Below are 25,753 nucleotides of genomic sequence, written 5' to 3'. Positions count from 1 at the left end.
AGCAAGCTTGACACGTCCAGCGAAAAAACCGACTGATTATAGCGATCCCGCGCCTCGTGCTCCAACTTGATTGACGCTTTGTATCAATAAGCTGAGATCTGTTCCGAGCAATTTTGCTCTGTGATGCGAAAAAAGCCGTCTTTTTATTCGGATCGTCCGATTATGACACAGCTTTTTATCACATCAGTTTGTTTTTTGTTGTGCCATTTTTGCTTTATCCAGGGCCATTGCCGCTAAATTTCGCGCTACTTTACCAATATCACCCGCGCCTTGTGTTAAAACTAAGTCATTCGCTTGCAGCACATTGGCCAGTGCGGCCGGTAACGCCTCGGCATTTGGCACAAAAATCGGATCGAGCTTGCCTCGCGCCCGAATGCTGCGACACAAACTTCGACCGTCAGCCCCCGCTATCGGTGTTTCTCCTGCGGAATAGACATCTAACATCAACAGCACATCCACGTTTTCCAGCACATTGGCAAAATCATCATAGAGATCGCGGGTACGGCTGTATCGGTGCGGCTGAAAGATCATCACCAAACGGTGATCTTGCCAGCCAGCGCGTGCCGCTTTAATGGTGACATCTACTTCACTAGGATGGTGACCATAATCATCAACCAATAACGCCGTTCCTTGCTCGACAGGGAATTCTCCCAGTTGGTCAAAACGACGTCCTGTTCCTTCAAAACTGGCAAGCGCACGCACAATCGCAGCGTCATCCACACCGTCTTCGGTCGCGACAGCAATCGCGGCACTGGCGTTTAATGCGTTGTGTTGTCCCGGAATATTGAGTTCTATGGTCAAGGTCTCGCGTCCCGGACGGGTGACTTTAAAAATCCCGCGCTGACCTTTTTGGTGATAATCGTGCAAACGCACATCGGCATCATCAGAAAAGCCATAGGTGATCACTTGGCGACCAATCGACGGGATCAGGGCACGCACCACAGGATCATCAATACACACCACCGCTAACCCGTAAAACGGCAGATTGTGAAGAAAATCAATAAAGGTTTGCTTTAGCGTTTCAAAGTTGCCGCCGTAGGTATCCATATGGTCGGCTTCAATATTGGTGACGATGGCGACCATAGGTTGTAAATGCAAAAAGGAGGCATCGCTTTCGTCCGCTTCCGCAATCAAATATCGGCTACTCCCCAAACGCGCGTTGGTGCCAGCACTTTTGACTAATCCACCATTGACAAAAGTGGGATCTAAACCGGCTTCCGAATAAATCTGTGTCACTAATGCGGTGGTCGTGGTTTTACCATGGGTGCCGGCAACGGCAATACCGTGCCGATATCGCATCAATTCAGCCAGCATTTCGGCACGACGAACCACCGGAATGCGGAGAGATTTTGCCGCGACCACTTCCGGGTTATCGGGCTTGATGGCGGTAGAGACCACCACCACGCTTGCTTTCTCGATGTGACTGGCTTGATGACCGATAAAGATCTCTGCCCCCATGGACGCCAAACGCTCGGTGACCACATTTTGTGCAAGATCCGAGCCGGTTATTTGGTAACCTTCGTTAATCAGCACTTCAGCAATACCACACATCCCCGCACCGCCAATGCCCACAAAGTGGATCCGTTTCACCCGACGCATTTCCGGGATCATGGTGCGAAGTTTTTCTAGCTGCTGATTATCCAATTTACCCATTCATCTTTTCTCTATTATTTTGCTTGTTCGGCAATCACTTGTGCCACACGTGCATCCGCATCAATGATCGCGGCATCACGCGCGGCGTTCGCCATCGTAAGGAGGCGCGCTCGGTCTAAGCCGTCAATTGTCTCAGCCAGCGTGGTGGCTGTCAGTGATGGCTGTTCAATCATCAGTGCCGCATCACGTTCAACCAAGTAATCACCATTTAGTGCTTGCTGACGGTCGGCATGCATAAAGGGCACAAAGATCGCCCCCACACCGGCTGCCGCGAGTTCCGAGACCGTCAAAGCGCCACTGCGACAAATCACCACATCGGCCCAAGCATAAGCACTAGCAACATCATCAATAAACTCGGTCACGGTCGCATCGGTAACGCCCTCGGCGTGATACGCCGCTTCTGTGCTTTGTGCGTTTCCTTTCCCGGCTTGGTGTCTCACCATGACCGGCTGCGCCGTTTTTGCCACCGCAACAGGCACGGTTTGGTTTAAGATGCGCGCACCTTGGCTGCCGCCCATCACCAGAATACGCAATGGTCCGTTGCGGTCACGAAAGCGTGCTGTCGGAGAGGGCAAGGTGCACACATCACGGCGCACCGGATTGCCGACCACAGGCTTACCTTCAAACGCTCCCGGAAAGGCTTGCAGTACTTGCTTAGCCACTTTCGCCAACCATTGGTTGGTTAACCCAGCCACCGCATTTTGTTCATGAAGCACCACAGGTACACCACTGAGCCAAGCCGCGATGCCGCCGGGGCCACTCACGTATCCGCCCATGCCCAACACCGCATCGGGTTGGTAGCGCTTAATGATTTGGCGCGCTTGCCAAATGGCGCTGAGGATCATCCACGGCGCACGCAGCTTGCGGATCAGGCCCGAACCGATCAAGCCTTTGACACGAATAAACTCAATATCAATGCCGTGTTTGGGAACCAGATCCGCTTCCATGCGATCCGCAGTACCCAACCAACGGATCTGCCAGCCTTGTTGCTCTAAATATTTGGCGACCGCGAGGCCGGGAAACACATGTCCACCGGTTCCCCCCGCCATTACCAATAAACGTTTACTGCTCATCGTGTTGAATTTTATCCTGATAATGCTTGATTTGATGGGCTTGGGCCGTGGCTAAACGGTACTCATGGTCGATGCGTAACAGCAGGGCGACCGCCATTGCCATGATCAAAAGGCTGGAACCGCCATAACTGATCAGAGGCAGCGTCAGCCCCTTGGTCGGCAGCATGCCCGCGGCAGCGCCCACATTCACCATGGTTTGAAACGCAAACCAAATCCCGATACCAAAGGCGAGAAAGCCACCAAACAATTGTTCTTGTTCAAGGCAACGTCTGCCAATAAATAAGGCTTTAAAGACCAAGCAGAAAATTAAAACCAAAATGACACTAACGCCCACCAGCCCTAGCTCTTCGGCAATCACGGCGAAAACAAAGTCGGTATGCGCTTCTGGCAAGTACTCCAATTTTTGAATCGAGTTGCCCAAGCCTTGCCCAAACCAATCACCGCGTCCAAACGCCATTAACGATTGGGTGAGCTGATAGCCACTGCCAAACGGGTCTTGCCAAGGGTCAAGGAAAGCGGTAACACGCCGCACCCGATAAGGCTCTGCAATGATCAAGCCTCCCACCAGCGTGAGCCCTGCCACCAGCAGCGCGATAAATTGCCACAATTTGGCGCCAGCAATAAACAACATACCCACCGTGGTCACAAACATCACCACCACTGAGCCTAAATCGGGCTGGGCAAGGAGTAAGCTTGCAAATAACAACAGCACCGCAAGCGGCTTCGCAAAGCCACGAAAGTGCTCGCGCACCTCACCATGACGACGGACGAGGTATCCTGCCAAAAAAACAAATAGAGATAACTTGGCAATCTCCGCAGGCTGAACATTGATCCCAGCAATGGAAATCCAGCGAGCTGCGCCGTTGACCGAGCGCCCGATGGCTAACACGGCCAACAGCAACACCGATGACAGCAATAGCATCCAACCACTGTATTTTTGCCAAAGCCGTACGGGAATATACATCACCACCACAGCCGCTATCACGGCTACCGTGAGATAAATCGCGTGCCGTTTCGCAAATAAAAATGGGGCATCGGCCAAGCGAAGGGCGACCGGGATAGACGCCGACGTCACCATCACCAGACCAATCACCATCAATAACAGTGATACCCAAACAAGTTGACGATCATAGAGCACACCCGGCGATGGGGTGCGCAGCCAAGACCAACACTGTTTGGGCCAAGTGCGTATCATCGGGCATCACTCACGGTTAGTTGTTTGACAGCATCGGCAAAGGCATCGCCACGTGCCATAAAGTTGGCGAACTGATCGAGGCTCGAACAGGCTGGTGACAATAGCACCATATCACCCGGTGCAACGTGTTGGGCAATGACATCAATCGCCTGCTCCAAGGTCCCAAAACGATGCGACGAACGGCTCAATGCAGCCAGTTTGTCACCATCTTGCCCAAAGCAATATAGCTGGGCAGATAGCTTATCCAACACAGGTTGAAGCGCATGAAAATCCGCACCTTTACCATCACCACCGAGTAGCAGATGAAGCTGCCCTTGCAGCGTTAAGCCATCCAAAGCGGCTAACGTGCTGGCCACATTGGTCGCTTTGGAATCATTGACCCAAGTTACGCCGTTGATCGTTGCCACCGTCTGGCTACGATGAGGCAAGCCAGTATAGGTTTGCATCGCCTGAACTTGTCCATCGCGATCGACACCGACACTGTCTGCCAATGCCATTGCCGCTAAGCAATTGGCGACATTATGACGCCCAACGAGCGCCAGTTCGGCCACGGGCAGGACAGGATCACCCTCCACACTGAGCCACTCTTGGCCTTGATGGCTGATAAGACGATAGTCGCCTTGCTGAAAGCCAAATAAAACGAGAGGTTGCTCACTGTGTGTTGCTTTATCATCAGCGTTGGCAATCCGGGTGTGTGCGTGAGCGAAAATACGTAACTTGGCCGCGCGATAATCAGCCAAGTTGTCGTAACGATCCATGTGATCTTCAGAAAAGTTTAAAAACGCGGCGCCATTCAACGCCAATGACGCCGTGGTTTCCAGTTGAAAGCTCGACAGCTCCAGCACATATAAGTCATGCCCTTGGTCGAGTAAATCAAGCGCCGCGACACCGATATTGCCACCCACACCCACACGGATACCCGCCGCTTTTGCCATCTCGCCCACTAAGGCGGTGACGGTGCTTTTTCCGTTCGACCCGGTGATGGCGACCACCGGCTTATCGCAATACCACGCAAAGAGCTCAATATCGCCAACGATGGGGATGCCCGCTTGATGAACAGGGCCAAGCGCGGGCGTCGTCAGCGCAATGCCGGGGTTAGTCACCACCAGATCGGCGTCGGCTAACCACTGTTCCTGCCAGCTGCCGGTATGTAATGTCACCTGAGCCGGCAGTTGATCACACCCGGGAGGTTGAAGACGCGAATCCATTACGCGAATCGTTGCCTGAGGATGATGGCGGGCAATAAAGCGCACCACGGATAATCCAGTCACCCCCAAGCCCATCACCACGATATGATCAAACTCGGTTAACGAACGCTGGCTCACGGTTGACATGATTAACGTACCTTCAGCGTTGCCAGTGCAATCAACACTAGCATCAAAGAAATAATCCAAAAGCGGACAATGACTCGTGGCTCCGGCCACCCTTTTAATTCATAGTGATGATGAATCGGTGCCATACGGAAAATGCGCTGCCCACGCAATTTATAAGAGCCGACTTGCAAGATCACCGACACGGTTTCCATCACAAACACACCGCCCATGATGATCAACAGCAATTCTTGGCGCACCAAGACAGCAATGGTGCCTAGCGCGCCACCGAGGGCCAACGAGCCGACATCGCCCATGAATACTTGGGCTGGATAGGTGTTAAACCACAAAAAACCTAAGCCAGCGCCGACAATAGCCGCACATACCACCACCAGCTCACTGCTGTATTTGATGTAAGGGATATGCAGATAGCTGGCAAAGTTCACATTCCCCGTTGCCCACGCAATAAACGCAAAGCCTCCCGCGACCATCACCGTCGGCAAAATCGCAAGACCATCCAACCCATCGGTTAGGTTCACCGCATTACTGGTACCAACAATCACAAAATAGGTAAAGACGATATAAAACAGCCCCAGTTGAGGCATCACATCTTTGAAAAAGGGAACAACCAGTTGGGTCGCGGCGGTGTCACTACCGTGCGCATACAGCGCAAAGGCCACACCTAGCGCAATGGCGGATTGCCAAAAATACTTCCAACGTGCAATTAAGCCATCGGTGTTTTTGCGCACCACTTTGCGATAATCATCGACAAAGCCGACCGTGCCGTATCCTAGCAACACTACCATCACCGCCCACACATAGGGGTTCGATAAATCTGCCCATAAAAAGACGGTCAGGGTAATGGCGGCCAGGATAAGCACCCCGCCCATCGTAGGTGTACCACGCTTGCTAAAGTGCGATTCGGGCCCTTCTTCTCGTACCACTTGGCCAATCTGCATCGATTGCAGATATTTAATCAGTCGCGGCCCCATCCATAACGAGAACACAAGCGCAGTTAACGCACTCACAATGGCGCGAAAGGTCAAATATTCAAACAGTCGCATCGACGGGAAAAAGCCCTGCAATGCCTCAGCTAACCATACCAGCATCAGCAGGCCTCCTTAATGGCGGCAACAACCGCCTCCATCGCCATACCTCGGGCGCCTTTGACCAAAATGGTGTCGGGATTATGTGTTTTCATCATGGTTACTACATGCGCGATCAGCGCGTCTTTTGAGTCAAAATGACGGCCGTGACAGCATTCACTGATCACACGGCTATCGGTTCCTGTGGTAAACACCTGCGTCAGCCCCGCCTTGGCGGCGTGCTCACCCACTTCTCGGTGCATTTGTTCGCTGTACTGCCCTAGCTCGGCCATATCGCCTAAAATCAACCAACGCTCGCCAGAATAACTGGCAAGCACGTCGATGGCGGATTTCATCGCCGGAACGCTGGCATTATAGGTATCGTCAATCAAGCGCAGTCCGGCACGCGGCTCACTCACTTCGGTGCGACCTGCGGCATTTTTCATCGCCGCAAGTCCTTGAGTAACGTCCTCTAAGGTCACGCCCGGTAACTGCATCGCGGCACAACCTGCCATCAATGCATTAGTAATATTGTGTTTGCCGGGCAGCGGTAACGTCACCGTAGATTGCTGCTCACCGTCACTGAACACTAAGCGGTAGCAGCCCGCCTCAACTAACTCGCTCTCCACCAGTTGCAAAGGTGCAGCCGCTTGCTCAGTCACCTGAATCACGTTTTTGTCTGCCAGAACGGCTTGCCATTTCTCACCGCCATGGCTTTGCGCGTTAACCAGCGCTATACCGCCTTGAGGCAGGCCTTGGTAGATTTCACCTTTGGCGGTCGCGACGCCCTCTAGCGAGCCAAACCCTTCAAGGTGGGCAGCTGCAAGGTTTGTCACCATGGCAATATCTGGTTTGACAAGCGATGTGGTGTATGCAATTTCACCGATATGGTTCGCCCCCAGCTCAATCACGGCATAGTCATGATCGGGAGTGAGACGAAACAAGGTGAGCGGCACCCCGATATCGTTATTAAAATTGCCTGCGGTGGCCAAGGTCTTCCCTTTGCGCGACAAAATGGACGCGAGCATTTCTTTGACCGTGGTTTTGCCACAGCTGCCCGTAATCGCGATAGTAGGAACCTGACACTGCGCTTTAACCCACGCGCCCAGCTGGCCCAGTGCGATACGGGTATCGTTGACCACCAATTGCGGCAAGTCGATATCCAGCGGCGTCGATACCACCAGAGCCACAGCGCCCGCCTGCTTGGCTTGTTCTGCAAAGTCGTGCCCATCAAACCGTTCGCCTTTCAACGCCACAAATAGCGCGCCTTCAGACACCTGTCGGGTATCTGTCGTGATCGCGGCAACATCAAGCGTCGGCGGGGTGTCCACACCGTGCCATTGCGCGGCCAAAACATCAGCAAAAGTTGTGAGTGCGGTGGTAATCATGGTAACTCCTTCAGTAACGCAGCCACGGTTTCACGGTCGGAATAATGCACTTTGCCGTCGGCAAGGACTTGGTAGTCTTCATGGCCTTTGCCCGCGACCAGCACGATATCGTCAGCCTTGGCCGCCTGCATCACCCGTGACAACGCACGCGCGCGATCGTGCTCCACCCACGCGTTATCGGGGGCCTGCATCCCAGCAAGCATGTCATCGGTAATCGCATTGGGCGCTTCACTGCGCGGGTTATCGTTAGTCAATACCGCCTGATCGGAATATTGCTCTGCGATGCGAGCCATCACCGGACGCTTGCGAGTATCGCGATCGCCGCCGCAGCCAAAGACACACCACAACTTACCCCGACAGTGGCGGCGCAGTGCGATCAGTGCCTTCTCCAGCGCATCGGGCGTGTGAGCATAGTCAACCACCATGGTCGGTTTGTCAGGGGCAAGAAAAACCTCCATCCGGCCAATGACGGCGTTCAATTGATCGCTAGTGGCTAACAGGGCATCCAGTGAATAGCCTAAGCCTAATAGGGTCGCCAAGCTGACCAAGAGATTGCTGACGTTAAAATCCCCCACCAAGGCAGCATTCAACTCCCCTTGCCCCCAACTGGTTTCGACCATCACACGCACGCCGTCGGTGGCAAAATCAATCTGGGTGGCACGCACATAAGGGCCGACGTTGTGTTGCAAAGAATCTGCGTGCAGCGCGACCGCAATCGCCTCGGGCCACTCGCGTAGCCATTGGCGTCCCACCTTATCATCGGCATTAATCACTTTGAGCGGATTACCCAATGAGAAAAGCCGCTTTTTCGCCTCAGCGTATGCCGCTAAGGTGCCGTGATAATCAAGGTGGTCGTGGCTGAGATTGGTAAATACCGCCGCATCAAAGGCCAAGCTCGCAACGCGGCCTTGCACCAATCCATGCGAGGACACTTCCATCGCTACATGCTTGGCGCCTTGGTCGGCAAAGGTCGCTAACTGCGATTGAATACTAATGGCATCGCCAGTGGTATTTTCCGCGGCCTGCAGTCGGCCGATAAAGCCATTGCCTGTGGTGCCCATCACCGCGGTGGGCGCATTTAGCGCATCAAGCCATTGTGCAATTAGCTGCGAAACCGTGGTCTTACCGTTGGTGCCGGTCACGCCAATCAAACCGATTCGCCGCTGCGGATCGTGATAGAAACGAGCCGCCAACGCTGACAGCATGGTGGGGAGGTCCGGTAAAGAGATAACCGGCACCTCGTGGTGCCAATCAAGACGTGCCATTGCATCATCTGCTTGCTGAACAATCGCCACCGCACCAGCCTCGATGGCCGCAGGAATAAACCGTCGGCCATCCACTTGATGGCCGGCAATGGCAACAAACACATCTCCTGACGTCACTTGGCGACTGTCCAACGTGAGTCGGTTTACTGTGATACTCGGTGCATCAGCTAGCCAAGGGCTTAGCCACTGCTTTAAATCATTCATTCGCATCCACTTGGTTAGAACGCTGAGCTACTTGAAGCCCCGGGCCGGTCTGAGCATCCGGAGCAATATTTAAAATCTGAAGCGCACTTTTCATCACGCTCGAAAATACTGGGGCTGCCACTTGGCCGCCATAATACTTGTCACCTTGGGGTTCGTTGATCACCACCACCATCGCGAGTCGTGGGTTACTGATCGGAGCCAGCCCCGCGGTGTAGCCAATGTATTCGTCACCGTATCCTCCCGCGACCGCGACTTTTGCCGTCCCGGTTTTAGCACCAACACGATAACCATCCACCGCCGCACGACGTGCACTGCCACCTTCTTGAGTGACACCTTCTAGCATCTGCAGCACTTTATAGACATTGTCGCGGGTAGCGACTTGTTTGCCTTCTGTCACCCCTTCATGCTTGATGATGCTTAACGGACGATTCACACCCAGTGAGCCCAAGGTGGCATAAGCACGGGCAAGCTGTGCAGGCGTGACCGACAAACCATAACCAAACGCTAAGGTCGCACGTTCAAAATCGGACCACCGGCGACGGGTCGGGAAAATACCTACCGACTCCCCCACCAGCTCAACGCCAGTGCTCGCCCCCAAACCAAAGCTGCCATACTCGCCAAGTAAGGTTTCGACCGGCATTGCCAATGACAGCTTACTGACACCGATGTTGCTGGATTTTTTGAGAATGCGCGCCAGATTGGCTTTGCCGACTTTCGATACATCACGCACGCGGCTGCCGCCGATTTGCATGATGCCGTTTCCGGTATCAATCACGGTATTCATGTCGGCGACCCCATTTTCCAACGCCGTCAGTACCACAAAAGGCTTCATGGTGGAGCCGGGCTCAAACACATCGGTGATCGCACGGTTGCGCATATTAAAGCTTTTCAGATCACCACGGTTATTGGGGTTATAGGAAGGCGCATTGACCATGGCGAGTACTTCACCGGTTTTGACATCCACCATCACCAGTGAACCAGACGTAGCGCGGTAATCTGCGACCGCTTGCTTAATCGCGCGATAAGCAATGGCTTGCAGGCGCTGATCAATACTCAATGCGATGGGTTGGCCTTCTTTTTTATCTTCGGTGGCAATGTGCTCTACCACGCGACCAAAGCGGTCTTTGCGTACGGTACGTTTGCCATGTTCACCGGTAAGCCACTCATCGTAACGGCGTTCAATCCCTTCCAAACCGTGACCGTCGATACCAGTCACACCCACCAAGTGAGCACTCACTTCGGCACTAGGGTAGAAACGACGAGACTCTTCTTTTAAGCCCACCCCGGGCAGGTCGAGCTTGTTGACATAAGACGCCATGGCCGGGCGGACTTGGCGTTGCAGGTAGATAAAACGGCGGTTGCGGTTTGCTTCAATTTTGTCGATCAGAGCTTGGCGATCCAGTCCCAACACATCCGCAAGTGCGTACCAACAATCTTTTTTCGCTAATCCCTGATGCTTAAATACCGTGACAGGATCCGCCCAGACTGCTTGGACAGGCACACTGACCGCCAAAGGCTCACCATTGCGGTCGGATATCATCCCACGGGCGGAATGTACTTCTTCCACCCTGACCGAACGTAAGTCCCCTTCGTAGCGTAAACGGTCGGGCTCAATCACTTGAATAAAAGCCGCCCGAGCCACCAGTGCGGCGAACGCAAGACCAATAAACACACAAATAAGGCCAAAGCGCCACTTGATAAAAACAGGTGGCGCTTTTGGCGTGCGTCGATTTGCTGGTTTCTGGGTACGCTTTTTCACGGGTTCGTACTCAAGGGTCGTTTAACGATCACTTCATTTTTTTGCGTGGGCCGAATCATACCAAACGCGTTTCGCGCCACAGATTCGACATGGCTATGTTCCGACAGGGAGTTTTCCTCCAACAGTTGGTTTCGCCATTCCACTTCTAAGGTTTCACGCTGGTCGAGCAACGCATCTTGTTTGGCAATCAAATTGCGGGTGGATTGTGTCATCAACACCACCGCAATTGCCGACACCAGCACAGCGCCGAGCAGCAACAAAGGCACCTTGCCTACTGCCAGTAGGTCGTGGCGAATTTGTTTAGCGAGGCTCGGGCGTCTTTCCATGGTTTATCCAAGCTTTTCTGCTACACGCAGCACCGAACTGCGTGCACGGGCATTGTGTTCAATTTCTTGTGACGATGGTTTGATCGCTTTACCGATGGGTTTCATCGCCGCCGAACCAAGTTCAGCAATCTGCGCCTCAGTCAGAGGCACCCCTTTTGGCACCTCCGGCCCTTTGCTTTGTTTGCGAATAAAGCGTTTCACCATGCGATCTTCGAGTGAGTGGAAACTGATCACCGATAAGCGTCCTTGAGGCGCTAACACCGCCAATGCGCCTTGCAGGGCCAGTTCTATCTCATCGAGCTCACTGTTGATATAAATGCGGATCGCCTGAAAGCTGCGAGTCGCGGGGTGCTTTTTCTTCTCTTTAAACGGCACCGTATTATCGATCAACTTGGCCAGTTGACTGGTGGATTCAAGCGGCGGAGTCTCTTCATCTTCACGGTATTTGATGATCGCATGGGCAATCCGCTTGGCAAAGCGTTCTTCACCAAAGACTTTTAGCACCCAAGCAATGTCATCGGCGCTTGCAGTTTCCAGCCACTGCGCAGCAGACTGGCCAGCAGTCGGGTCCATACGCATATCGAGCGGCCCATCGCGCAAAAAGCTAAAGCCACGGGTCGGATCATCCAGCTGTGGCGAAGACACGCCCAAATCGAGCAACACACCATCGACTTTTCCTGCCAATCCTAAATCGGTGAGGTAGGTTTCAATGCCCGAAAATGGCCCATGAATAATTTGAAAACGCGGATCCTTGATGGTGCCGGCTTCTTCGATGGCACGAGGATCGCGATCAATCGCATACAAGCGCCCGCTCTCGCCCAACTGAGACAAAATATGTCGCGAGTGGCCGCCACGACCAAAGGTGCCGTCGACATAAATGCCGTCAGGTTTAATGGCAAGGCCGTCCACAGACTCATTTAAAAGGACGGATACATGGGTATATTGTTCTGACATAAATTCGCTTCATTAATTACAGTGACAGATCTGCTAATCGTTCACTGATGAGGTGGTTTGACTCCGCCTGTGTATCCATATCCTGACGAATTTGCTGCTGCCAAGTTTGCTCATCCCAAATTTCAAATTTGTTGAGCTGGCCGACCAACATCGCTTTGCCATCCAGTCCGGCATATTGGCGCAACGTGGACCCAAGCAGAAGTCGCCCTTGTCCGTCCATTTCGCAATCAAATGCGTGCCCAAGCAACAAACGCTGGAGACGCCGCTCTGCAGGCTGAAAGCTGGATAATTTTGAGAGCTTGTCTTCAATCACTTCCCATTCAGGGACCGGATATAAGGCCAAGCAAGGGAGTTGGTGATCAATGGTGCACACAAAGCGGCCTTCGCAATGCGCAACTAACGCATCACGATAACGGGTCGGCAAGGCAAGCCGTCCTTTTTTATCGACCGAAATGGCGCTGACGCCTCGTAACATGGCGCTATTTTCCCTTTTTCACCAAAATTATCCACTTTACACCACATTTTCCCACCCAGAAGTGTACGTAGCAGGTAAAAAGAAAGTCAAGCGAGTCACGAAAGTGATTCCGATCACACATTATGAAATAAAAGAGGCAATTCAGCTGGTTAGTCTGTGTTCACTTATCGACTATTGATAGCAATATAACTAAATCATCTGACTAATCGCTGAAAACAAGAAGGCGAGCCCAAAAAGGCTCGCCTATAAATGCGGTTGAGTTGGCCTGTAAGCCGGGTTCTGTACCGTAAAAACGGCGGTAACCATTCGTCTAGGCCTGCAATCGCTCACAGGCTCCAGCAACCTACCCGTCCCCAAACGCGGGCCGCGCCAATAGGGACCTATTTGGTCTTGCTCCGGGTGGAGTTTACCGTGCCACGAACTGTTGCCAGACGCGCGGTGCGCTCTTACCGCACCCTTTCACCCTTACCTGTGCTCCGAAGAGCCATCGGCGGTCTACTCTCTGCTGCACTGGTCGTAGGCTCACGCCCCCCAGGCGTTACCTGGCACCCTGCCCTGAGGAGCCCGGACTTTCCTCCCCTTTATCAGTCTCCCAAAGGACATCAATAAAGCAGCGGTTACCCAGCCAACTCGAGCGGGGGAGTATATAGAAGATTGTCAGCGCAAGCCAGCCAAAATCACGCCCAGTTACAGATTCTCCAAGCCCCACTTATAGAGTGCGTTCTTTTTAACCGAATACAGTTCCGCGACTAACGCCGCCGCTTTTTTAAGAGGTAGCTCAGCGGCAAGTAACCCTAATGCGTGACAGGCAGACTGTGGCAGCGCGTTTTTATCGGCACGGTGGCCAGCCACTAGCAACACCATCTCGCCTTTTAAGCGGTTAGGGTCTTCATTCAACCATTCAATTAATGTCCCCAAGGGCGCGCCGTGAATGGTTTCAAAGGTTTTGGTGAGCTCACGCGCCAGTACCACGCGACGTTCTGGCCCAAGCACTGCCAGCATATCGGCCAAACTATCGCGGATACGGTGCGGCGACTCATAAAAAATCAAGGTGCGCGGGTCATCGGCTAAATCACGGAACGTGTCTTGGCGGGCTTTCGTTTTCGGCGGCAGGAACCCTTCAAAACTAAAGCGGTCTGAAGGCAAGCCTGATGCACTCAATGCAGTCACCACCGCACACGCGCCCGGCAGCGGCACCACGCGGATCCCCGCGTCGCGGCATTGCGTCACAAGGTGATAACCTGGGTCACTGATCAGCGGCGTGCCCGCATCGGAGACCAGAGCTATCGACTGACCTTGCTGTAAGCGATTAATCAGCGCAGCCGCTTTTTGCTGCTCATTATGTTCGTGCAGGGCAAACGTTTTGGTGCTAATCGAGAAATGCGACAATAATCGAGCCGTGTGCCGCGTATCTTCGGCGGCAATCAGGTCAACATTGGCTAACACCTCTAACGCACGCTGCGTGATGTCAGCCAAATTGCCGATTGGCGTCGGTACAATATATAGCGTGGGAAGTGCCCGCTCGGATAGATTTGCATCAGTCATTTGTTTAACAACCCTTCGGCGATTAAGATAGGGGCAACGTTGTCACGGTTGAAACATGTTCATGCTTAAACTTACCCAGAAGCGTCAAAGTGTAACACGACTTGTCACGCCTGTAGCCTTGGCGTTGGCACTGGCGGCCTGTAGCTCGCCAACCACAGGACCCACAGCTCGCCATGCGATCAGTCAACCGGCGAAGGAGAACTCAACCTTCTATCTGCTGCAAGCGGAAACCAGTGAAGGCAACCAGCAAAATGACTGGTTTTTACTGGCAATCAAGGCGCTCATTAACGAGCAACAGTTCAACCAAGCAGACGTTTTGCTGCAACGCTTGGAGCGACGCCCTCTTACCGCCGATCAACAGATCGAGTGGACGCTGACACGGGCACGCTTTCTAGCGGAAACCGGCAAGCTCCCTCAAGCCGACGAAGCACTCACCCTCAACCCAAGTTGGCAGTTGAGTGCCGAGCAGCGCGCGCGTTTTTATCGTCAAAAAGCCACCATTGCGCGTCAGCAAAGCAATGCCTTCGCCGCGGTGACCAACCAACGCTTGGCCGCTGGCTATTTGGAAGGCAGCGAGGCTCGCCAAGCGTGGAATACTTTGTGGCAAGATTTGCAACAATTAAACCAGCGCGAAGTGGAACGGATTGAAAGTAGCGATGATGACATTCTCGCCGGTTGGGTTCGCTTGCTAGACATTGCACGGCGCTACAGCCGCGATCCAGCTCAAATGCAAACCGCGCTTAATGATTACTTGAGCCAGCACCCCGCGCATCCGGCCAATCGGTACTTGCCTGACAACTTGGCTGATATTCAGTCGCTTACCATCACCCAACCAACACGTGTCGGTGTGATGCTGCCACTGAGTGACAAGTTTGCCGAACAAGGGGATGCCATTCGCGACGGCTTTGTTGAAGCCATGCTCGATGATAAGAGTGAGCAAAAGCCGACGGTATTTTTCTACGACACCAATGCGCTCGATATGCAGGCCCTTGAACAGCGCATGCAAGACGATCGTCTCGACTTTGTGGTTGGCCCGCTCCAAAAACACATGGTCGCCGCGGTGAGTGAGGCAATCGCCGGTCAAGTGCCTTTGTTGGCATTGAACCAGCCCAACGATGATAGTTTCACTCCCGGTGTGTGTTATTTCACCCTTTCTCCCGAGCAAGAAGCAGCACAAGCCGCCGATCACCTTTATAACCAAGGCTATCAATTCCCGATGGTGCTATATCCTGACTCCACCTTTGGGCGTCGCATGAGCGAAGCGTTTTCCACCCGCTGGCAGGCTTTGACGGACACCCAAGCGGAGCAAGCCGCCTTTGGTGATCGCAGTGGCATGCAAGCCCGCATTCAATCCATTTTCGGATTAGACGGGAGTCAGCGCCGTATTCAGCAAATGAAACAGCTGACCGATCTGCCCTTGTTATCGCAGCCAAGAAGTCGCCGCGATATCGATGCGGTTTACATGGTAGCCGGTGCCGCCGATCTGACCTTGTTGAAACCTTTCATCGAAGTGGCGATTAATCCTGATGTGGTTCCGCCTAAACTGTATGCCAGCTCACGCAGTAACAATCGCGCCGATGGCATGGGACAACTGGGCGAGTTACAAGGCATTGAGTTTAGCGATGTCCCCCTTCTGGTCAGCCCTGACAGCGAAGCGCACCAGCAGCATGCGCGTCGCCACCCAGCACAAAGTAATAATACCGCGCGCCTACATGCACTCGGGGTAGATGCTTACGCCCTCCTAACCGGCCTGCCTCAGATGCAAGCGCTGCCCGGTTATCAGGTCAATGGTCAAACCGGGCAACTATCACTCGGTGACAATTGCGTCATTAACCGTAAAATGCAGTGGGCACGCTTTGGCAAAACCGATATCGAGCCGGTTACCCCGACAGATAACGGAGCAAGCCAGTAATGCAAGGTCAGCCAACTAAGGAAACGGGGCAAGCTTACGAGCAACATGCTTGCCAATACCTGCTCCAACAAGGGCTGACCTTACTGGATAAAAACGCCCATAGCCGCCGAGGCGAGCTGGATTTAATCATGCAAGAGGGCAAGTGCTTAGTCTTCGTCGAAGTCCGCTTCCGACGGGGGAAAGGTTTTGGCGGCGCTGCCGCAAGCATCACCGCCACCAAACGCCGCCGCTTGTACCTTGCTGCCGAACGTTGGATGCAACGTCACGGCTTTCACAGTCACCACACCGAGTTTCGCTTTGACGCTGTGACCTTTGATGGCCACGTTGAAGCAATCAACTGGATAAAAAACATCGTTGAAGGGTAAGTAATGCTAGAAAGCATCAAAGAAAGCTTTACCGAGAGTATTCAAACACAAATCGCGGCCGCAGAAGCGATTCCAGAGCATCTGTCACAAGCGGCACAAGTGATGGTGCAAAGCCTGCTGAATGGCAATAAAATTCTTTGCTGTGGCAATGGCGGCTCCGCAGCTAATGCGCAACATTTCGCCTCCTGTTTGCTAAACCGCTTCGAAACCGAACGCCCTAGCTTGCCGGCGTTAGCGCTAACCGCAGACACCACCACGTTAACGGCGGTGGCGAACGATTACAGCCACGATGAAGTGTTTTCCAAGCAAGTACGCGCGCTCGGTCAAGCCGGGGATGTGCTCCTCGCCATATCAACGAGCGGGAACAGCAAAGACATCATTAAATCAATGGAAGCCGCGGTGACGCGCGATATGACCATCATTGCCATGACGGGCAAAGACGGCGGCGAAATGGCAGGATTGCTTGGCCAGCGAGATGTCGAAATTCGTATTCCCTCACAGCGTACAGCGCGTATTCAAGAAGGTCACCTACTTGCCGTGCACTGCCTGTGTGACTTGATTGATCAGGTGCTTTTCCCTTCTCACGGAGAATAAACATGCGTGTGTTATTGACCGTTTTGCTCGCATTTACCTTACAGGCTTGTTCCGCCGTTTACTCTTCTGACCCACGTACCACTGGCGAAGAATGGCAAGATACACAAATCGGTCTCAATACCGCTGGCATTGTCAATAAACCGCCGTTTAGAAATAAGATCCGTGCGAAAGCCGCGGCTTTCCAAGGTCAGGTTCTCTTGGTGGGGCAAAGTGCCGATCCGGCATTGACCGAGGAGTTTGTTGCCCGCATTCGTGCGCTCGACAATGTGGATGTGGTCTACAACCAAATTCGCCAAGCGCCGATGCTGGGCTTGGCTGATATTAGTACCGACAGCTGGCTCACGACCCGCGTTAAAGCCGCACTTGTTGCTGATGACACTCTGCGCAGCGTGAATATCAAAGTGGTGACCGAGGCACGAGAAGTCTTTCTTCTCGGTGCCGTGACCCAAGTGCAAGCGGATAAAGCCGCCGATATCGCCCGCAATATTCGCGGCGTCAATCAGGTGATTAAAGCGTTTCAATACACGGACCAGCGTTAGCACGCATCCGCGCTCTTACCCAAGTAAAAGGCCAAGGAAATCATACCTTGGCCTTTTTTATCTTCGTCATGTATCGATGCAGTGGCTACAATTTGCGTCTAAGCAGTAGCAAGGTGACGGCCAAGAAAATCAAACTCGGCGTCACAGCCCCTAACGCTGGCGGCAGCTTATACACCAAACTCATCGGCCCAAACACTTCGTTGGCGATATAAAAACCGAACCCGAAAATCACTCCAGATAGCACTCGAGCGCCCATGGTGACACTACGAAGCGGTCCAAACACGAAGCTCAGTGCCAACAGCATCATCACCGCTATCGACAGCGGCTGCACCGCTTTTCGCCACAACGCGAGCTCATAGCGCGACGCATCCTGCTGCGAGGCTTTCAGATAGGTGACATAGCTATACAAGCCAGATAGCGGTAGCTCTTCCGGTTTTACCGTCACCACCGCCAATTTATCGGGAGTGAGCGTGGTTTTCCACACCAGTTGGTCTTGCTTCACATTGGTAAAGGCGGTGTGATTTTGCATGCGCGTAATGGTGACATCTTTGAGCATCCAACTGTCTTTATCGAGGTAGTCGGCACGTTCGGCAAACACCACATTGGTCATCACTTGGTTATCATCAAACTTCCAGATGCTCACGCCATTGAGGTTGTCTTGCTCGTCGGCCCGAGCAATATAAATAAAATCATTACCATCTTTGGCCCATACCCCGCGTCGTACCGACATGACATTCCCGCCGGATTTAGCAATCGAACGCAGCTCACGGGCGGCTTTTTGCGCATCGGGCGCGCCCCATTCACCGAGCACCATGACAATCAACATCAAGGGGATCGCGGTTTTCAGCACCGACATACCGATTTGCAGTTTCGACACGCCCGCCGCCTGCATTACCACCAGCTCTGAACTGGACGCGAGCATCCCAAGCCCAATCAAAGCGCCGAGCAATACTGCCATGGGGAAAAACATTTCAATGTCACGCGGCATGCTCAGCAGCACGTAGAAAATTGCTTTGCCCATGGTGTAGGCGCCATCTCCGACCGAACGCAGCTGTTCGACGAACTTAATGATGGCGGATAACCCAACCAGTGTGGCCAAACACAGGGATGAGGTGCCGATCAGGGTGCGGCCGATATACCAATCTAGGATGCGAAACATCAGGCGGCTCCTTTCAAACTGGCTTTGAGTTTACGCATAGGTAATGAGTCCCAACTGGCTAAAATAACCGCGAGTAACAAGGCCGCGACGTTAACACTCCACAAACCAATTTGTGCGGGTAAATCACCATCTTCGACCGCGGATTTTGCTGCACTGATAGACAAGAAATAGGCCAGATAAATTAATATCGCAGGGAAGAGCTTGGCAAAGCGCCCTTGGCGAGGGTTCACCGATGACAGCGGGACCACAATCATGGTCATCAGCGGGATACACAGGACCAGCGAGATACGCCATTGCAGCTCGGCACGCGCTTTTAAGCTGCTTTCCCCAAACAGCTGCAAAGTCGGCACCGCGTCCCAATCTCGGCTTTTTTCACGCACTTCACGCTGGCCAATCAATACCTGATAGTTTTTATAGGTCGTCACCCCATATTCAAGGCGACTAGGGATCCCTTCGGTGCGGGTGCCATCGACTAAATCGAGCACCTGACGCCCATCTGGCAACTCCGAGATATAGCCTTTATCCGCCACCACCACGTTAGGCAGCAGCGACTCGCGCGGCACAGGTTGGGCGACAAAAATATGGTTCAAGGTCTTGCCGTCGTTTTCGATGTTGTCGACAAAAATCACCGCTTGCCCAGACGGTGCACTCTGGAACTGGCCTTGTACTAAGAGCTCCAGTCCCGACTCTGCCTCCAGTTGCTCCATCACCTTCAGCTCTTGGTTATTGGCCCAAGGTGTTAGCCATAACGCATTAAAGGCGGCCACAGAACCTGTGATCAGTGCCAAATACAGCGCTGCGCGAATCAAAAATTCGTTACCAATCCCGGTGGCATTCATCACCGTGATTTCACTTTCCGCGTACAAACGACCAAAGGTGATCAATATCCCAATGTACAAACTTAGCGGCAACATCAGCATTGCCATGGACGGCATGTAGAGTCCCACCAAGGTGATAATTTGATCACTTGGAATCGACCCTTCTGTCGCATTGGCAAGAACACGGATAAACTTTTGGCTAAAAAAGACCAGAAATAACACAAATAAAACTGCAACTTGTGTCTTAACCGTCTCCCGGATCAAATATCGAACAATTATCAAAGCGAAGGCACCTATGGAAAACTTGTTTTTTTACTCGAATAACTATAGTTTCTGGTTTAATTAGTTGTTTTCTAATCTTTCGGCCATTTGTTGACCGCCGGCTGATCCGGGCGCAATAGAGCGTTCAACAACATAGAGGCGGCATTATCCAACATTTGGTCTCAATTGTCTTTAGGATCTAGGAGTACAAATGGAGTTCAGTGTAAAGAGCGGTAGCCCCGAAAAGCAACGCAGTGCCTGTATTGTCGTGGGCGTATTTGAACCTCGCCGCCTGTCACCCGTCGCCGAGCAACTCGACAAAATCAGTGACGGCTATATCAGTGCCCTACTGCGCCGCGGTGACTTGGAAGGCAAGCCAGGCCAAGTGCTCCTGCTACACCATGTCCCGAACGTCCTGTCTGAGCGTGTCCTGCTGGTCGGCTGCGGTAAAGAGCGCGAACTCGGCGAGCGCCAATACAAAGAGATTATCAAAAAAACCATCAACACCCTTAATGAAACCGGGTCGATGGAAGCGGTGTGCTTCTTAACCGAGCTGCACGTGAAAGGCCGCGACACCTACTGGAAAGTCCGTCAAGCCGTTGAAAGCACCAAAGACACCCTCTACACCTTCAACCAATTTAAGAGCGTGAAGCCAGAAATCCGTCGCCCGCTACGCAAGTTGGTGTTCAATGTGCCAACCCGTCGTGAATTGAATTTGGGTGAACGTGCGATTGCGCATGGCTTAGCCGTTTCTTCTGGTGTCAACGCGTGTAAAGATTTGGGCAACATGCCACCCAACGTGGCAAACCCGGCTTACCTCGCCTCGCAAGCCCGTCGTTTGGCCGACGACTTTGATACCRTCACCACGCGCATCATCGGCGAGCAAGAAATGGAAAAGCTCGGCATGCATTCCTACCTTGCGGTTGGCCGTGGCTCGAAAAACGAGTCGATGATGTCAATCATGGAATACAAAGGCCATCCCGACCCAGATGCCAAACCGATTGTGTTGGTCGGTAAAGGACTGACCTTCGATTCAGGCGGCATTTCCATTAAGCCCGGTGCAGGCATGGATGAAATGAAGTACGACATGGGCGGTGCCGCGTCTGTCTTTGGGGTGATGCGTGCCCTTGCCGAGCTCAACTTACCGCTTAACGTCGTCGGTGTGCTCGCCGGCTGTGAAAACATGCCTGATGGCCAAGCCTATCGTCCCGGCGATATTCTCACCACTATGTCAGGCCAAACCGTGGAAGTGCTCAACACCGATGCCGAAGGCCGTTTAGTCTTGTGTGACGCCCTGACCTATGTTGAGCGCTATGAGCCAGAGTGTGTGATTGATGTGGCCACCTTAACTGGCGCCTGCATCATGGCCCTTAGCCATCACATCAGTGCCTTGATTGCCAACCAGAACCCACTGGCGCATGAAATCATCAATGCCTCTGAGCAAGCGGGTGACCGCGCTTGGCGTCTGCCAATGACTGACGAGTTCCAAGAGCAGCTCGACAGCCCCTTTGCCGATATGGCCAACATTGGCGGCAAAGGTGGTGGCACCATCACTGCTGGCTGTTTCTTGTCGCGCTTTGCCAAGAAATACAACTGGGCGCACCTAGATATTGCCGGTACCGCATGGAAAAGCGGCGGCAAGGAAAAAGGCTCAACCGGCCGCCCGGTGCCTTTGCTGGTGCAGTTCTTATTGAATCGCTCTGGCCTCGAAGTGGTCGAGTAATTGCCAAGGAGGCCAAACGGCCTCCTTTTTTTGTCTGAACTTTAATCGACACTGGTGTCAGCGCGCACAATCCGCTATGTTGGTTGTCCCGCGCTTGACCGGACACCACACTTTTGGGACGGAGGCCGTTTCTCAACTTTAGGAGCGTATATGTCCACCGCCACCTTTTATTTGTTGGCGCCACCCGACGGCGCGTCATCTGACGATGGATTGACGCCCGAACAACAAGCGCGCGAACAACAAACGTTAATAGACACCGCGATTCATTTGGCCTTCTATTACTATCAACAGGGACAACGTATTTATCTCGCCGCCCGCGACCAACAACAGGCCCATCAACTGGATGATGCCTTATGGCAGCGTGACGCCGATACGTTTGTTCCCCATAATTTGGTAGGAGAAGGACCACGAGGTGGTGCACCCGTAGAAATCGGTTGGCCCGGTGTACGTCACTCCGGGCACCGCAGCGTGCTAATCAATTTGGCGACAGAGGCATCAAATTTTGCGCCTTCGTTTGCACAAGTGGTAGACTTCGTCCCTTGCGATGAGACGCTCAAACAGCACGCGCGTCACCGATATAAAGCATACCGACTGGCAGGCCTGCAACTTCAAACCCTTGCCATCGACCAATCGCCCAAACCTTGACGATCTTTCAAGAGCGCTATGGAAAAGACATATAACCCACAATCAATTGAAAAAGCGCTGTACCAGCGCTGGGAAGAGGCGGGCTATTTCCGACCTCATGGTGATACCAGCAAAGATGCCTATAGCATCATGATCCCGCCGCCAAACGTCACTGGCAGCTTGCATATGGGTCACGCGTTCCAAGATACCATTATGGATACCTTGATCCGTGCCGAGCGTATGAAAGGCAAAAACACCTTGTGGCAAGTGGGTACCGACCATGCCGGTATCGCAACACAAATGGTGGTGGAACGTAAGATCGCAGCCGAAGAAGGCAAGACCAAGCACGACTACGGTCGTGACGCGTTTGTCGACAAGATCTGGCAATGGAAAGGCGAATCAGGCGGCACGATCACGCAACAGTTGCGTCGTCTCGGTGCCTCTGTCGATTGGGATCGCGAGCGCTTCACCATGGATGAAGGCTTTTCCAATGCCGTTAAAGAAGTCTTTGTTCGCCTTTACCAAGAAGACCTTATCTATCGTGGTAAGCGTTTGGTGAACTGGGATCCGAAATTGCACACCGCGATTTCCGATCTCGAAGTGGAAAACAAAGACAAGAAAGGCCACATGTGGCATTTCCGTTATCCACTTGCCGATGGCGTGAAAACAGCCGAAGGCAAAGACTACATTGTGGTTGCCACCACCCGTCCGGAGACTATGCTGGGCGATACCGGTGTTGCGGTTAACCCAGAAGACCCGCGCTACAAAGACCTGATTGGTCAGCACGTGTTACTGCCAGTGGTGAATCGTCGTATCCCTATCGTGGGCGATGAGCACGCTGACATGGAGAAAGGCACCGGCTGTGTAAAAATCACCCCAGCGCACGACTTCAACGACTATGAAGTGGGCCAGCGCCACCAGCTGCCAATGATCAACATTCTCACGCTGAACGCCGATATCCGCGACAGTGCTGAAGTGTTTGATCACAAAGGTCAGCCAAACAATGCTTACCCAACCGATATTCCTGCCAACTACCAAGGTTTGGAGCGTTTTGCCGCGCGTAAAGCGATCGTGGCTGAATTTGACGCGCTGGGTTTATTGGAAGAAATCAAAGATCACGATCTCACTGTCCCATACGGCGATCGTGGCGGCGTAGTCATTGAGCCAATGCTTACCGACCAGTGGTACGTACGTACTGCACCACTGGCAGAGCCTGCCGTAAAAGCGGTAGAAGATGGCGACATTCAATTCGTACCGAAACAATACGAGAACATGTACTTTGCGTGGATGCGTGACGTACAAGACTGGTGTATTTCTCGTCAGCTTTGGTGGGGTCACCGCATTCCTGCCTGGTACGACGACCAAGGCAATGTCTATGTTGGCCGTGACGAAGACGAAGTCCGTCGTGAAAACCAACTGGCAGACGACGTAACACTGCGCCAAGACGATGACGTACTAGATACTTGGTTCTCATCGGCACTTTGGACGTTTGGCACCCTAGGCTGGCCAGAGAACACCGATGCGCTGAAAACCTTCCACCCGACCGACGTGTTGGTATCAGGCTTTGACATCATCTTCTTCTGGGTAGCACGCATGATCATGATGACCATGCACTTCATCAAAGATGAAAATGGTAAGCCACAAGTGCCCTTTAAGACGGTCTATATGACCGGCCTTATCCGCGACGAAAGCGGCGCCAAGATGTCAAAATCTAAGGGTAACGTCCTTGACCCTCTCGACATGATTGACGGCATTGGCATCGATGAGTTGGTGGCGAAGCGCACCGGCAACATGATGCAGCCAAAGCTGGCTGAAAAGATTGAGAAAGCGACCCGTAAAACGTTTGAAAACGGCATCGAAGCCCACGGCACCGATGCACTGCGTTTTACCCTCGCAGCGCTGGCCTCTACCGGTCGTGACATCAACTGGGACATGAAGCGCCTTGAAGGTTACCGCAACTTCTGTAACAAACTTTGGAACGCCAGCCGCTATGTGCTGATGAATACCGAAGATCAAGATTGCGGCATGAACGGCGGCGAGATGCAATTCTCACTGGCTGATCAGTGGATTGAATCTCAGTTCCAGCAAGCGGCGAAAGACTTCAACACCCACCTCGACAACTATCGTCTCGATATGGCGGCGGGTGTGTTGTATGAGTTTATTTGGCACCAATTCTGTGACTGGTACTTGGAACTTACCAAGCCTGTCCTGTGGAAAGGCGACGAGGCACAACAACGTGCCACCCGCTATACCCTGATCACGGTATTGGAAAAAACCTTGCGTCTGGCGCATCCAGTGATCCCTTACATCACCGAAGCTATTTGGCAAAGTGTCAAACCGCTGGTTGACGGTGTGGAAGGCGATACCATTATGCAGCAGCCACTGCCGCAATTTGATGCTAGCCGCGTGAACATCCAAGTGTCAGAAGACATTGAGTGGGTGAAGCAGTTTATCGTTAGCATCCGTAACCTCCGTGCTGAGTACGATATTGCGCCAAGCCAGCCGCTTGAGGTGATGCTGAAAGCCGCTGATGAACGCGATGCCACTCGTGCGAACACCAACAGCGCGACCTTACACGCTCTTGCCAAACTAGGCAGCTTCAAGGTACTGGATGGTAGTGAATCTCTCCCAGCCTGTGCTTCTGCCTTGGTTGGTGGCTCAGAAATCTTGATCCCGATGGCGGGTCTGATTGACAAAGATGCCGAACTGGCGCGCTTGGATAAAGAAATCGCCAAAGTAGAAGGCGAGATCAAACGCATCGAAGGGAAGCTCGGCAACGAAAGTTTTGTCTCCAAAGCCCCTGAAGCAGTGGTCGCCAAAGAGCGCGAAAAACTCGACAACTATCGTGTCAGCCTCACCAAACTGGGTGAGCAAAAAACCACGATTGCAGCGCTTTAAATCGAGCGTTGACGTCGAACGTTTTAAATCGATAGACCTTCGTGATAAACCACGCCATCTGGCGTGGTTTTTTTATTCTCTCCCATCCGTCACTCAGCACGCCGCAGCAAAAATCCACCACACTTGATAGCTCCGCCCTATCTAAAAGATAGTGAGAACCGTTTTTATTTATCGACATAAACACGACATACTATCAGTGTTGATAAAACGCGTGTTGCCGCGAAGGAGCTACACCATGAAGAAGACATTAAGCTTTGCCGCTATCCACTTTTCTATCGCCTTTACCGTGGCCTATATGCTGACGGGCGACATCATCATAGGTAGCTTGATTGCGATGACAGAGCCTACCGTCAATACCGGCGCGTTTTATCTTCATGAAAAACTCTGGCAACTGAGCCGCCGCGCACGTCCCGTGGTGAAAACCGCCAGCTTTGCGGTGGTGCACTTTAACGTTGCCTTCTTAGTGGGCTATGTGATCAGTGGCGATTGGTTAGTCGGTGGCGCACTGGCACTGGTTGAGCCAAGCATCAACACCCTTGCCTACTTCTTCCACGAAAAAGTATGGCAGCGTCGCCATACGGTAAAACCCGCTCCGCTTCACTTGAGTCATCACCATTAAAAAATCGGC

The 25,753-nt window shown here is 52.9% G+C and carries 22 protein-coding genes and 1 other RNA gene; 8 read left to right on the top strand and 15 right to left on the bottom strand.

Annotated elements, in window-relative coordinates:
* Positions 1-183: 183 nt before the first annotated feature.
* From murC to rsmI, 13 genes are all read right to left on the bottom strand, one after another.
* Positions 184-1,653 carry a UDP-N-acetylmuramate--L-alanine ligase gene (murC, locus tag BZJ19_RS05945; RefSeq protein ID WP_077662349.1) on the bottom strand — a complete coding sequence of 490 codons (1,470 nt, stop codon included), beginning with the start codon at positions 1,651-1,653 and terminating at the stop codon, positions 184-186.
* A 14-nt stretch (positions 1,654-1,667) separates the two neighbouring features.
* Positions 1,668-2,726 (bottom strand): undecaprenyldiphospho-muramoylpentapeptide beta-N-acetylglucosaminyltransferase, encoded by a 1,059-nt coding sequence (gene murG, locus BZJ19_RS05940; protein WP_077674951.1) that lies wholly within the window; start codon positions 2,724-2,726, stop codon positions 1,668-1,670.
* Positions 2,716-3,921 carry a cell division protein FtsW gene (gene ftsW / locus BZJ19_RS05935; protein ID WP_077639583.1) on the bottom strand — a complete coding sequence of 402 codons (1,206 nt, stop codon included), beginning with the start codon at positions 3,919-3,921 and terminating at the stop codon, positions 2,716-2,718. The genes murG and ftsW overlap by 11 nt, the downstream gene beginning before the upstream one ends.
* The gene (gene murD, locus BZJ19_RS05930) at positions 3,918-5,255 is read right to left on the bottom strand and encodes a UDP-N-acetylmuramoyl-L-alanine--D-glutamate ligase (protein ID WP_077674950.1); all 1,338 of its coding nucleotides are present in this window, start codon (positions 5,253-5,255) and stop codon (positions 3,918-3,920) included. Before murD ends, ftsW begins: the two co-directional genes overlap by 4 nt.
* A gap of 2 nt (positions 5,256-5,257) precedes the next feature.
* On the bottom strand, positions 5,258-6,340 hold the full coding sequence (mraY, locus tag BZJ19_RS05925) for a phospho-N-acetylmuramoyl-pentapeptide-transferase (protein ID WP_069586596.1): 1,083 nt from the start codon (positions 6,338-6,340) through the stop codon (positions 5,258-5,260).
* Positions 6,340-7,704: a UDP-N-acetylmuramoyl-tripeptide--D-alanyl-D-alanine ligase gene (locus BZJ19_RS05920; protein WP_077674949.1), complete on the bottom strand. Its 1,365-nt coding sequence runs from the start codon at positions 7,702-7,704 to the stop codon at positions 6,340-6,342. Before BZJ19_RS05920 ends, mraY begins: the two co-directional genes overlap by 1 nt.
* Entirely contained in the window at positions 7,701-9,179 is a 1,479-nt protein-coding gene (murE, locus tag BZJ19_RS05915) for a UDP-N-acetylmuramoyl-L-alanyl-D-glutamate--2,6-diaminopimelate ligase (protein WP_077674948.1), read from the bottom strand. Before murE ends, BZJ19_RS05920 begins: the two co-directional genes overlap by 4 nt.
* Positions 9,166-10,932 carry a penicillin-binding transpeptidase domain-containing protein gene (locus BZJ19_RS05910; RefSeq protein ID WP_077674947.1) on the bottom strand — a complete coding sequence of 589 codons (1,767 nt, stop codon included), beginning with the start codon at positions 10,930-10,932 and terminating at the stop codon, positions 9,166-9,168. Before BZJ19_RS05910 ends, murE begins: the two co-directional genes overlap by 14 nt.
* A complete protein-coding gene (gene ftsL / locus BZJ19_RS05905) occupies positions 10,929-11,258 on the bottom strand; it encodes a cell division protein FtsL (RefSeq protein ID WP_069586592.1) in 330 nt (109 codons plus the stop codon). The genes BZJ19_RS05910 and ftsL overlap by 4 nt, the downstream gene beginning before the upstream one ends.
* A gap of 3 nt (positions 11,259-11,261) precedes the next feature.
* Positions 11,262-12,212 carry a 16S rRNA (cytosine(1402)-N(4))-methyltransferase RsmH gene (gene rsmH / locus BZJ19_RS05900; protein ID WP_077674946.1) on the bottom strand — a complete coding sequence of 317 codons (951 nt, stop codon included), beginning with the start codon at positions 12,210-12,212 and terminating at the stop codon, positions 11,262-11,264.
* A 16-nt stretch (positions 12,213-12,228) separates the two neighbouring features.
* On the bottom strand, positions 12,229-12,687 hold the full coding sequence (gene mraZ, locus BZJ19_RS05895) for a division/cell wall cluster transcriptional repressor MraZ (RefSeq protein ID WP_069586590.1): 459 nt from the start codon (positions 12,685-12,687) through the stop codon (positions 12,229-12,231).
* 252 nt (positions 12,688-12,939) lie between these two features.
* Positions 12,940-13,320: RNase P RNA component class A (gene rnpB, locus BZJ19_RS05890), an RNA gene on the bottom strand.
* A gap of 54 nt (positions 13,321-13,374) precedes the next feature.
* On the bottom strand, positions 13,375-14,232 hold the full coding sequence (gene rsmI, locus BZJ19_RS05885; RefSeq protein ID WP_077674945.1) for a 16S rRNA (cytidine(1402)-2'-O)-methyltransferase: 858 nt from the start codon (positions 14,230-14,232) through the stop codon (positions 13,375-13,377).
* A gap of 55 nt (positions 14,233-14,287) precedes the next feature.
* Here rsmI and BZJ19_RS05880 point away from each other — a divergent pair, with 55 nt between their 5' ends.
* From BZJ19_RS05880 to BZJ19_RS05865, 4 genes are read left to right on the top strand one after another with little or no spacing between them, the layout of a single operon-like run.
* Entirely contained in the window at positions 14,288-16,144 is a 1,857-nt protein-coding gene (locus BZJ19_RS05880) for a penicillin-binding protein activator (RefSeq protein WP_077674944.1), read from the top strand.
* Positions 16,144-16,509, top strand: coding sequence for a YraN family protein (locus BZJ19_RS05875; RefSeq protein ID WP_069586586.1), 366 nt, complete (start codon positions 16,144-16,146; stop codon positions 16,507-16,509). The genes BZJ19_RS05880 and BZJ19_RS05875 overlap by 1 nt, the downstream gene beginning before the upstream one ends.
* A 3-nt stretch (positions 16,510-16,512) precedes the next feature.
* Positions 16,513-17,103, top strand: coding sequence for a phosphoheptose isomerase (locus BZJ19_RS05870; RefSeq protein WP_069586585.1), 591 nt, complete (start codon positions 16,513-16,515; stop codon positions 17,101-17,103).
* Positions 17,104-17,105: 2 nt separating this feature from the next.
* Complete coding sequence (locus BZJ19_RS05865) at positions 17,106-17,642, top strand: BON domain-containing protein (protein WP_077674943.1); 537 nt, start codon at positions 17,106-17,108, stop codon at positions 17,640-17,642.
* An 85-nt stretch (positions 17,643-17,727) separates the two neighbouring features.
* Here the strand turns inward: BZJ19_RS05865 and lptG are convergent, their stop codons facing one another.
* Complete coding sequence (lptG, locus tag BZJ19_RS05860; RefSeq protein ID WP_069586583.1) at positions 17,728-18,801, bottom strand: LPS export ABC transporter permease LptG; 1,074 nt, start codon at positions 18,799-18,801, stop codon at positions 17,728-17,730.
* A complete protein-coding gene (lptF, locus tag BZJ19_RS05855; protein ID WP_077639590.1) occupies positions 18,801-19,901 on the bottom strand; it encodes an LPS export ABC transporter permease LptF in 1,101 nt (366 codons plus the stop codon). Before lptF ends, lptG begins: the two co-directional genes overlap by 1 nt.
* A 190-nt stretch (positions 19,902-20,091) precedes the next feature.
* On the opposite strand from lptF, the gene pepA reads away from it, so the two are divergent.
* From pepA to BZJ19_RS05835, 4 genes are all read left to right on the top strand, one after another.
* Positions 20,092-21,603, top strand: coding sequence for a leucyl aminopeptidase (gene pepA / locus BZJ19_RS05850; RefSeq protein ID WP_077674942.1), 1,512 nt, complete (start codon positions 20,092-20,094; stop codon positions 21,601-21,603).
* A 150-nt stretch (positions 21,604-21,753) separates the two neighbouring features.
* The gene (locus BZJ19_RS05845; RefSeq protein WP_069587990.1) at positions 21,754-22,248 is read left to right on the top strand and encodes a DNA polymerase III subunit chi; all 495 of its coding nucleotides are present in this window, start codon (positions 21,754-21,756) and stop codon (positions 22,246-22,248) included.
* Positions 22,249-22,266: 18 nt separating this feature from the next.
* A complete protein-coding gene (locus BZJ19_RS05840; protein WP_077674941.1) occupies positions 22,267-25,125 on the top strand; it encodes a valine--tRNA ligase in 2,859 nt (952 codons plus the stop codon).
* Positions 25,126-25,360: 235 nt separating this feature from the next.
* On the top strand, positions 25,361-25,744 hold the full coding sequence (locus BZJ19_RS05835; protein WP_077674940.1) for a DUF2061 domain-containing protein: 384 nt from the start codon (positions 25,361-25,363) through the stop codon (positions 25,742-25,744).
* Positions 25,745-25,753: the final 9 nt, after the last annotated feature.

Source organism: Salinivibrio proteolyticus (genome assembly GCF_001996165.1).
Taxonomy (GTDB): domain Bacteria; phylum Pseudomonadota; class Gammaproteobacteria; order Enterobacterales; family Vibrionaceae; genus Salinivibrio; species Salinivibrio proteolyticus.
This window is presented reverse-complemented; position numbering and strand designations above follow the sequence as displayed.